This window comes from Pseudarthrobacter sp. NPDC059871 (genome assembly GCF_042731175.1).
Classification (GTDB): domain Bacteria; phylum Actinomycetota; class Actinomycetes; order Actinomycetales; family Micrococcaceae; genus Arthrobacter.
Genome location: NZ_JBHWJV010000007.1, coordinates 242,360 through 248,421, shown reverse-complemented (window position 1 = coordinate 248,421; position 6,062 = coordinate 242,360). Strand labels below are relative to the sequence as shown.

7 protein-coding genes are annotated in these 6,062 nt (G+C 61.1%); 6 read left to right on the top strand and 1 reads right to left on the bottom strand.

What is annotated here, in order from left to right:
• The 6 genes from ACFV4R_RS11865 to ACFV4R_RS11840 all read left to right on the top strand — a co-directional run.
• Positions 1 to 685: DUF4209 domain-containing protein (locus ACFV4R_RS11865; RefSeq protein WP_377204160.1), on the top strand; the 685-nt coding region annotated here is incomplete at its 5' end.
• A 539-nt stretch (positions 686 to 1,224) separates the two neighbouring features.
• Positions 1,225 to 1,620 carry a HEPN/Toprim-associated domain-containing protein gene (locus tag ACFV4R_RS11860; protein WP_377204161.1) on the top strand — a complete coding sequence of 132 codons (396 nt, stop codon included), beginning with the start codon at positions 1,225 to 1,227 and terminating at the stop codon, positions 1,618 to 1,620.
• A gap of 48 nt (positions 1,621 to 1,668) precedes the next feature.
• A complete protein-coding gene (locus ACFV4R_RS11855) occupies positions 1,669 to 2,100 on the top strand; it encodes a hypothetical protein (protein ID WP_377204162.1) in 432 nt (143 codons plus the stop codon).
• 41 nt (positions 2,101 to 2,141) lie between these two features.
• A complete protein-coding gene (locus ACFV4R_RS11850; protein WP_377204163.1) occupies positions 2,142 to 2,927 on the top strand; it encodes a hypothetical protein in 786 nt (261 codons plus the stop codon).
• Between the two features lie 367 nt (positions 2,928 to 3,294).
• The gene (locus tag ACFV4R_RS11845; protein WP_377204164.1) at positions 3,295 to 4,356 is read left to right on the top strand and encodes an MsnO8 family LLM class oxidoreductase; all 1,062 of its coding nucleotides are present in this window, start codon (positions 3,295 to 3,297) and stop codon (positions 4,354 to 4,356) included.
• Between the two features lie 227 nt (positions 4,357 to 4,583).
• Positions 4,584 to 5,417, top strand: a complete 834-nt coding sequence (locus ACFV4R_RS11840) for an aldo/keto reductase (RefSeq protein ID WP_377204165.1) — start codon at positions 4,584 to 4,586, stop codon at positions 5,415 to 5,417.
• A gap of 79 nt (positions 5,418 to 5,496) precedes the next feature.
• On the opposite strand, the gene ACFV4R_RS11835 is transcribed toward ACFV4R_RS11840, so the two are convergent.
• A complete protein-coding gene (locus ACFV4R_RS11835) occupies positions 5,497 to 6,033 on the bottom strand; it encodes an SDR family NAD(P)-dependent oxidoreductase (RefSeq protein WP_377204166.1) in 537 nt (178 codons plus the stop codon).
• Between the last annotated feature and the right edge of the window lie 29 nt (positions 6,034 to 6,062).

The window sequence follows — 6,062 nt, the reverse complement described above, 5'->3', positions numbered from 1 at the left end:
CTGCGCCCAAACATCCAATGTGATCACCTTCCATAATGGTCAGTGGCCTCATTTTCAGTTGGCGTTTTTGGCCCTATTTTCGGTTGGCGTCAACAACGTAGTCACCAGCCACCAAATGTTCATTGGAAGCCTCGTCCAGGGAGCCATAGCCCCGGCTCTCAGGTCTATTTCCGAGGAACACTGGATCCGCAAAGAGCTGTTGGATGAGCTTGCTAGGCGATCACCTGCTGTTCCCCCGGGGCGCGAAGCGATCTTTGCCCTGGGGCTTGCCGCGGGGTTTGACTGGGATTTCGTTACGAGTAGCCACCTGCTGATTCCCCAAATTGAAAACCTCATCCGCTTCCACCTCAAGTCTCGTGAAGTAGTCACGACATCGATAGACCCGGATGGGACCGAAGCGGAGAAGACTTTCGGCCCATTGCTGGACTTGGCGAGGGAGCATGGCGTGTTTGATGAGGACATTGAATTTGCGTTCCGAGCAACGCTCGTAGACCCCAGGGGCTCAAACCTGCGCAACGACCTACTGCATGGCCTCTGTGATCCCGGTACCGCCAACGGTGCCGCTGGAGTCTACATTTGGTGGTTGACCCTTTACCTCGTGCTGGTTCCGTTTTGGACGCGTTCAAGAAGACCGTCAGATGATGCCGGCGCAACGGGTAGTGAGGCTGCAGCGAAGGCTTCCTGAACGGCTCACGCTGAAGGCAAACCGTGTCGGCCCGCAATGGGAATGCCTGCGGGCTTTGGCCGCATCCTTAGGCCTTTTCTTGAGCCGATTGTTCAATCAACAGTTGATGCAGTCCTATGCTCGTCGTTGGGCACATCAGAATGCGAGGGAGGGAGCATCACATCGTTCGTGCGGGTCAACAGGGTCCCGCACATAGGCGCGGCCTAGGTCTAGCGGGGGTCAGTTGAACTCCGGCTACACGGGCGCCCACTGCCGCACGCCGGTCGAGACCGGACTTCCCATTCCGGCGCTGAGCCGAGTGCTCGCTCGAAGGGCCATACGGGGAGTTGGAAGGACAACAGGATCCGTCTGGACATCAAGGTCGGTTCGAGGCTGATCAACGCCCACAGCGAGTCGATCCTAGACAAGCCGTAGCCAAGACCTCACTGGATCGGAGTGCTCGGAGAAAAAAGCTCCGTCCCGGCGCTTAACCGGACCGGCGAGAGCAACGAGCGAACTGGGGCCATGCCGGAATCTAGAGCCAATGTCAGAATTTAGCCATGGGCACCGGAATCACGCTGGCACTGAACGGCATCGAAATCGACTGGGGAAAAAACCGGTACTGGAATCGTCACCACTGGCTCTTCCCGCCAGGGAGCCTCAGTGACGTCGAGTATCAGTACGCAGACGGTGCCGTCGAGACGAAGCCCGGGTTCCAGACAACCTTGAACGAAGCCTACTTCCGACTTTGTCATCTCGGATTCTCGCGGCAGGAGACGAAGATGAAGTTCGAAACCTCTGTGATGCGCTGGAACCGGACCGCTGAATTGAGCCTCTCCTTTGCGGACTTCCGCAGTGTTCTTACCAACGTCGACTTCGCCTCGCTCACGCCGGCGAACTTGGAACCATACGACTGTGACTTCAGAGCATTCGTAGTGAACCTGCTCGCTGCATAGGACACGGAGGGGGCACTACTTGAAGACTTTATTGCAGGCCTTGACTTCGTGCTTATCCTCCGGGTTCTTGCCGATCGCGTCGAGAGCCGTTCACTGCCTCTCCGGTGGCACCATCAAGACCTGATTGACAGCGGTTGGGCATCGCTTGACGACCTGACCGACATCGACCGGGAGACCTTCATCATCAACCACACCATCCTGATGGGACGACTGCAGGACTTCGCGGGCGCGGCCAGAGTGGGCGCGTTTGACAACTGGCTTGTAAACCAAGGACTGGCGCGGGCGACGCCTTACTCGGAATTGCACCCGGACGGTAAGGTGACCCTCAAGAGGACAACCTTGCCCACCGCCGTTCGCAACATGATCCATCATCCGGAAAACCCCCACAACGTTCTGTCCGACGACAGCCTTCGTGAGAGCATTGAGCTTCTTCTGGGCATCGCCAAGCGTCTTAGAAACCCTCTGCCCGGCCTCTCTTAGCTTTGGAACCATTCAAGGCAAGTCCGCGTAAACTTCAACGGGTGAATGATGCAATGCCTCCTCCGCCCCCTCTCCGTAAAGGCTTCTTGTCATACGTCTCGACGGGTCTGATAGCTCTACTGAGCCTGGTGGTGACGCCCTTTGTCGCTTTGATGCTTGAGTACTTCGTATTCAATCCCGGATCCCAGGAGTCCCAAGAAGCGCTCTGGGGTCGGCTTCAGCCGTTCTTCCCCTTGGGCTGGGCAGTAGCGGGCATAATCCTGCTTTTGAGCCTCCTAAGTCGCGAACAAAGCCGAACGGTGATAGTTCGTTTCGGGCGCTGGGTTACGGGGCTGAAATTTCGATTGCCCCTGACTACGGAAAAGCAGCGAACCGACAACTTGGAAGCCCGACGGAATTCGGAGTCTAGGAAGTTTGATCTGGGATATGAAAAACGGAGCGCCGAGGTAACTGCTGAACGTGATGACGCAAGACTGAAGCCACCTTCGTTTTCAGTCGAGCGGCGGGACGATTGGCATGTGGGCGAGTTCAGGCTCTACAACCGGGGGTGGATGGTAGGCAATGTCTGGTTGACGGCACCGGAGGATGAGTTCACTTTCGAGGGAGATCCTCCTGTTTGGGCGGGAGACTTTGGAGACGACTTGCCGGGCGGTTCAGTGGGCAAGGCTTTCTACGGCCTTCCCACAGAGAAGGGCCTGGCCAACGGCGTTAACTTCACGGTTGGATGGAGTTGGCGAAATCTGGACCGAGACAGTAAGTCGCTGCGGACTGAGCCGAGTCGTCTCGTGCCACCTCGCGACAGTGCCACGCGGGGTGGCGTCGACTAGTTTTCACGACCCGGGAGGCCGGTTGCTGGCTAAGCCGTTCTCAAACTTGTGACTGGTTCCTCTTAGGATGCTGTATCCGGAATTGCTCGGTTAGCTCGTCCTACCCCAGCGAGGCGCAAGGCCAGACGTCCCTGAGATTCTGCGGGTATGGTCATGAGCAATTGCTCAGTTAGATGGGAACCTCACATCACTTGTGAGACTCCGACTAAGCGGGCCCTGCGCGGTAAAGTGCGGGGCCCGCTTTGTTGGCGTTCCGGGATGCAACGGCCTCTCGTGCTCGACGTGGCAGGCTTGCGGGCCCCAGGACCCGGATCCCGAACCTTCGTTCGGAGCGGAATTCTTCCCCGCCCCGAGTGGTTCCAGCAGTATGGCCTTTCCCCCTCCACGGATTTCCATTCTCGACCGTGCCAACGCCCGGAACGGGTTTCCTGCTGCCGACGCCCTGAATCTGGTGATGGAACGGGCCCGGCGGGCCGAGGAATGGGGTTACCACCGCTTCTGGGTCGCAGAGCACCACGCGGTGCCAGGCATCGCGGGTTCCGTTCCGGCCGTGCTGATGGCAGCCGTTGCGGCCCGGACGCACTCCATCCGGGTCGGTTCAGGAGGCATCATGCTTCCCAACCATCAACCACTCGTGGTGGCCGAACAGGCGGCCACGCTGGAGGCCCTGCATCCGGGGCGGATCGATTTGGGCGTGGGCCGGTCTGTCGGTTTCACCCCGGCAATCCGAAATGCGCTGCGCGCCGGGAAACAGGACGCGGAGCAGTTCGAAGACCAGGTGGCCCAACTGCTTGCTTACCTGTCCGGAACCGCGTCGATCACTGCCCGGCCGGGGAACGATTCGGCTACCCCGGTATTCGTGCTGGCCACCCGCTCGGGAGCCGATATTGCAGCCCGTGCCGGCCTCGCTTTGGTAATGGGCGGGCCGGCTGTTTTCCGGCCTGATCAGAACGGCACACTCCCGGCGCTGGAAAGGTATCGCTCACAGTTCCGTCCATCACGCTGGTTCGACCGGCCCTATATCCTGGTTTCCGCCAACGTAGCAGTCGCCGGCACCCGCCAGGCGGCGAGGGAATTGCTTCTGCCTGAAGCCGTCGCGCTGGCCCGCTCCAGGACCACCGGCGAATTCGCTGCCCTCGCGCCCGTGGGTCCAACCGAGTGGGCGGGGCTGACTCCCCGCGAAAAGGAAGCGGTCGAAAGCAGCCTGTCCACATCGCTGTACGGGACGGCCTCCGAGGTTCGGACTCAAGTCCAGCACCTGCTCGCGACCTCCGGAGCTGACGAGTTGCTGGTCACCGGCGGAGCCTTTGACGTCGCTGCACAGGAGGACTCTGACCGGATTCTTGCGCGACTCTTCCCCCAGGACGAGCGCCGCAGCATGGATGGCGGCCCGGGATTCGCGGCACCCATGGACGCCCACCTGACTTGAGGCCATCTGCGCCCTTCCGCGCGGCAGGCAGGACGCCGGCATGTTCCAGTTCCCCGGACTCCGTGGAACTGGAAAGGTTTCGAGCCGCGCAGCCCGGACATGCGTGCAGACGCTGCGGTGAGCGGGGGCGCGCACCTGTAGACCTATCCTGTCCTGCTCCGAGGGAGTAAATTGAACGAACGCGGCGAATCCCAGGCCGGGAACGGGCACTTCTGACGGGAGCTACGATGCGCGAGATACTTCTTCCGTCCGGTGAAGCGGTCCCGGTGCTCGGAATCGGAACCTGGGGAATGGGTGAGCACAGCGGCAACGCCGCGCGCGAGACCGCCGCGATACAGATGGCCCTGGACCATGGGATGTCCGTGGTCGATACCGCTGAGATGTATGGCGACGGCGCCGCCGAGGAACTGGTTGGCAGGGCGCTGGCAACACGTCGCGACGAAGCGTTCCTGGTCACCAAGGTCCTGCCGCATCATGCCACGCTGCACGGAACCGTCGCCGCTTGCGAGGACAGTCTGCGTCGCCTCGGAACGGACAGGATCGACCTGTATCTACTGCATTGGCAGGGCGCAGTTCCGGTGGCAGAAACGATCGAAGCCTTCGAAAACCTGCAGCGCGCCGGAAAAATCCGTCATTGGGGAGTCAGCAACCTCGACGTCACGGATCTGGAGGACCTCATGCGTTTGCCCGGCGGACAGAAGCTCACAACTGACCAGGTGGTGTACAATCTCACCCGCCGGGGTATCGAGTTCGATCTGTTGCCCTGGTGCAGTCAGCGGGGCATCCCTGTGATGGCCTACTCGCCGCTGGAGCAGGGCGGAGTGTTGGACGATCCCGTGGTGGCCCGCATCGCAACCGAACACGGTGCCAGCCCCGCACAGATCGCCCTCGCATGGGTGCTCAGGCAGCCGCACGTCCTGGCAATTCCAAAAGCCTCAATCCGGCAACATGTCCAGGAATGCCGGGACGCACTCGACATCCGGCTCACGCCCGGCGACCTGGCCGACTTGGATCGTGCCCATCCACCGCCCACCCGCAAACGCGTGCTCGAAGTGATCTAGCGACGCCTTGAGGAACACTGTTCCGGCGCAGGCGCCGACTTCCATCAATACGACGTCAGTCAGGGCACCTGTGACTCCGTTAGTGCGGAGCCTGGTTGGCCCAGCCAGCGTGTTCGATGGCGGCTGCGGCCGCCCGTTCCGGCGTAAGTGTCTCGTCCCACCGCGTTGCATCCAGGCGGGTGCACGTGATCTCCGCGGAGTCCTCCGAGGCCAGCCAAAGCAGCGGCTCGACCATCACTTCGGGCCGCAGCAGTTGGCGGCGCACAGCCGCGGAGACGCCGTCGGGGATCATGCCTGTGTCCGTCGCGCCGCCGAGCAGCAGGCCGTTGACTGTGACGCCCGAACCGGCCAGGTCCCGTGCCCAGATCACAGTTTCGGATCCGAGGGCGGCCTTGGTTGGGCCGTATGGCGAAAAGCCGGCACGGCGCATTGTGTTGTGGTTCATCGTAATATTGATGATGCGGCCCCAGCGCTGGCGCAACATGTGCGGCACTGCGGCCTTGGCCATGAGGAACGGACCGTTGACGTTGGTGTCGACGATAGTCCGCCACGTGTCACTGTCGACTTCCCAGAAGCGCGTAGGTTCAGTCAGGAAAGTCGGGCTCACGTATTTCATGCCGCGGCGACCTTGCCCTCCAACGATGC

What these genes read in the sequence shown, in the direction of transcription:
- ACFV4R_RS11835 (WP_377204166.1), bottom strand. Translation starts at nt 6,033, where the DNA reads ATGAAATACGTGAGCCCGACTTTCCTGACTGAACCTACGCGCTTCTGG.
- ACFV4R_RS11845 (WP_377204164.1), top strand. Translation starts at nt 3,295, where the DNA reads ATGGCCTTTCCCCCTCCACGGATTTCCATTCTCGACCGTGCCAACGCC.
- ACFV4R_RS11860 (WP_377204161.1), top strand. Translation starts at nt 1,225, where the DNA reads ATGGGCACCGGAATCACGCTGGCACTGAACGGCATCGAAATCGACTGG.
- ACFV4R_RS11840 (WP_377204165.1), top strand. Translation starts at nt 4,584, where the DNA reads ATGCGCGAGATACTTCTTCCGTCCGGTGAAGCGGTCCCGGTGCTCGGA.